General features: G+C 69.6%; 3 protein-coding genes and 1 pseudogene. 2 read left to right on the top strand and 2 right to left on the bottom strand.

Annotation, left to right across the window (positions count from 1 at the left end; all coding sequences use genetic code 11):
• The first annotated feature begins 167 nt into the window (after nt 1–167).
• Nucleotides 168–356 carry a hypothetical protein gene (locus ACGFZA_RS42470; RefSeq protein ID WP_393686474.1) on the top strand — a complete coding sequence of 63 codons (189 nt, stop codon included), beginning with the start codon at nt 168–170 and terminating at the stop codon, nt 354–356.
• Nucleotides 357–675: 319 nt separating this feature from the next.
• On the opposite strand, the gene ACGFZA_RS42465 is transcribed toward ACGFZA_RS42470, so the two are convergent.
• Both ACGFZA_RS42465 and ACGFZA_RS42460 read right to left on the bottom strand, forming a co-directional pair.
• Nucleotides 676–1,332 carry an RraA family protein gene (locus ACGFZA_RS42465; RefSeq protein WP_393686476.1) on the bottom strand — a complete coding sequence of 219 codons (657 nt, stop codon included), beginning with the start codon at nt 1,330–1,332 and terminating at the stop codon, nt 676–678.
• Between the two features lie 73 nt (nt 1,333–1,405).
• On the bottom strand, nt 1,406–1,711 hold the full coding sequence (locus ACGFZA_RS42460) for a WhiB family transcriptional regulator (protein ID WP_385289195.1): 306 nt from the start codon (nt 1,709–1,711) through the stop codon (nt 1,406–1,408).
• A 482-nt stretch (nt 1,712–2,193) separates the two neighbouring features.
• Here ACGFZA_RS42460 and ACGFZA_RS42455 point away from each other — a divergent pair.
• A pseudogene (locus ACGFZA_RS42455) lies at nt 2,194–2,628 on the top strand (RNA polymerase subunit sigma); the annotation flags it as partial.

The following is a 2,628-nucleotide window of genomic DNA, read 5'->3' as shown; positions in this document are numbered from 1 at the left end:
AAACCACCCTCCTCCCCGGCCCCCACGCCCACACCACCCAAACCCGCTTCACCGACTGGCTCACACAACAGCACGCCTGACACCACAACCCCGCACACCGGGCGTCGGTCACGGACGCCCGGTGTGCCGGGCGCTCCTCTTCCCGTATGAGCCGACCAGGAGGCATGATGCCCACAGAATCTCAGGACCTGTTCACCCTCACGGACACCGTGCGGTCACTCACCGCCGAGTCCTCAGCGCTGGAGACGCGCGTCGCCGAACTCCGCCGATCACTCGCGCGACTCGACGAGCAGATGCGCACCGTGTCCGACGCGCTCCACCGGATCCCCCGCCCCGGGGTACATGTCGGCGGGTAGCGTGTTCCGCCTGTTCCGACCGGCTTCGCTCCCACCGCAGGGGCAACGAGGCCGCCGGCTGCGGGGCCTTCTCCGATCCCGCCCGCCGGTGCGTCACGGCGTCCGGGTGCCGCTCGGGCCATGGGACAGCCCTTCGGGTCGCTCCGGACTTCCGGTGGCGACCGCTCCGTTCAGCCCTCCCGCGTCGACGGGGAGGGCATTCTTCCGTTGGCCCACCGCCGGCGCCCCGACGAGTCGCGGGCAGGTGTGAGACACACCGGGAATGTGGCGTCCCCCTGGGGTACGCCACTCACTCCACGACCGATCGCGCTCGGTGCCGTCAGTGACGGCCCGAGAAGGGGTTCCTCTCCGCCCGGATCATCTCGACGAAGCCGGCGTCCTCGGTGACCACCTGATGTGCCTCTGCCAGAACACGCGTCAGACTCCGGCGGGGAATCACGACCGCGCCCGATGCGTCGGCGAAGACGTAGTCACCCGGCACGACGCACACACCCCCGAACTCGACGGTGACTCCCGCGGCGTAGGGCATGACGGTGTCACCGCCCCATCGGACCGACTCGCCCCTGCACCACGTCGAGAAGCCGTACCCGCCGAGTTCGCCGAAATCTCTCAGCCGCCCGTCGGCCAGGACACCCGCGAGTCCGTGGTTGGCCACCCTGGAGAGCTTGGTTCCCCCGCCGTGGGAGACATCCGGGTATCCCCCGCTGGACAAGACGAGGACCTTCTCCGCCGGAGAGTCCTCCACCGCCCGGTAGAAGAAGTCCGCGAAGGTCTCCGACGCCTGTTCCACATCGTCCCGGTAGGGCATGTACGAGAGGGTCGCGGCCGGACCGAACAGGTAGCTGCCGGGATCCGGACTCACCAGGGGCAGGACGTACGAGCGGTGGCGGTGGACCCGCCCCATCGCGTCCACGAGCGCGGCGCAGCCCAGCGCGGCCAGCTGCGGGCCGAGACCCGTTCCCCCGGTCGGCGTCATCCTGCTCACCGCTCCGCCTCAGGCGCGGCGCCGAGGGTGCAGGGCTCCGTCCTTCGGCGGGGACACGTCGCGATCACGCGGCCGCGCCCGACGTGTTCCGGATCTTCCTGGGGGTCCTGGGGCCCTGGGGATTGCGCGGGTTGCGCACCGCGCGCCGCCTCACCGCGCGCCGTTCCGCTTCCGTGGTTCCGCCCCAGACGCCCTCCACCGAATCGACCTTCATGGCCCAGTTCAGGCACTGCTGCATGACGGGGCAGCGGTGGCAGACCGCCTTGGCCTCGTCGATCTGGAGCAGGGCCATACCACTGCGCACGTTGCCGATGGGGAAGAACAGGTCAGGGTCTTCGCCTCTGCAGATAGCCATTTCACGCCAGTTCATGGGAACCTCCTGTGGTGAGGAATGGGTGCGGCGCAAGGGCTCGACGTCCCGTGAGGGGCGACGCGCCACGAAACCTTGTGGTGCACGCGGGCCCGATCGGCCCTTTCATGGATCTGCGTGTGAACAAGCCCCTCGTACGGGCGGGAAGAACGTTCCCCGTGCCGGTTGAGACACCTCACGGTCTCTGGCAGATGAGACCGAGGGGCCGGCGAATGTGTGACACGGGGCCGGAGCGCGTGTGATCGACGAAACGAAGCAGGGACCGGTGAGTCAGTGGGCCGCCACGGGCCGAGGCCGGCCTGCCCGGCCGCGGCCCGTCGGCCCGATGTCACAGGCTTTGGTCCTGTCCGGTCAGAATGTCGAGCGGACCGGAGGACGCCGTGCACGAGGATCTCACCCGGCCTCCCGCCCCGTCGCCGTCACGGACGTGGAGCAGTCGCCCGTGGTGACGTCGCGGGGCGTGGTGCGGTGCGAGAGTGAGGATGTCTGTGGTGCATGCCGGTGACGCGGTTCCGATCGCGGAGATGTTGGAGGAGCGGCAGCACTTGCTGGATGTCGCGTACTGGATGCTGGGTGGTGTCCGGGAGGCCGACGGGGTGATCACCGACGCCTACCGGTGCTGGTACGGGCTCTCGGAGCCCGAGCGGGCGGAGATCGTGTCGCCGCGTTCCTGGCTGGTGCGGACCGTCGGTGGGATTTGTCTGGCCCGCTTGGTGCTGCCCGAGGACGAACGGTCCCGGTCGGTGGGTGAACGGGCCGGCGAGATCGGGGCTGTGGAGTACGCGGCCCTGGAGCGTGAGGTCAGCACGGTGCTGCTGAGCACGCTGGACGGGTTGTCTCCGGCGGAGCGGGCGGCGTTCGTGCTGAATGATGTGTTCGGGATGGCGCCGGGTGCGGTCGCGGACATCGTGGGCCAG

Origin of the sequence: Streptomyces sp. NPDC048211, from assembly GCF_043202315.1 — a bacterium.
Taxonomy (GTDB): domain Bacteria; phylum Actinomycetota; class Actinomycetes; order Streptomycetales; family Streptomycetaceae; genus Streptomyces.
This window is presented reverse-complemented; position numbering and strand designations above follow the sequence as displayed.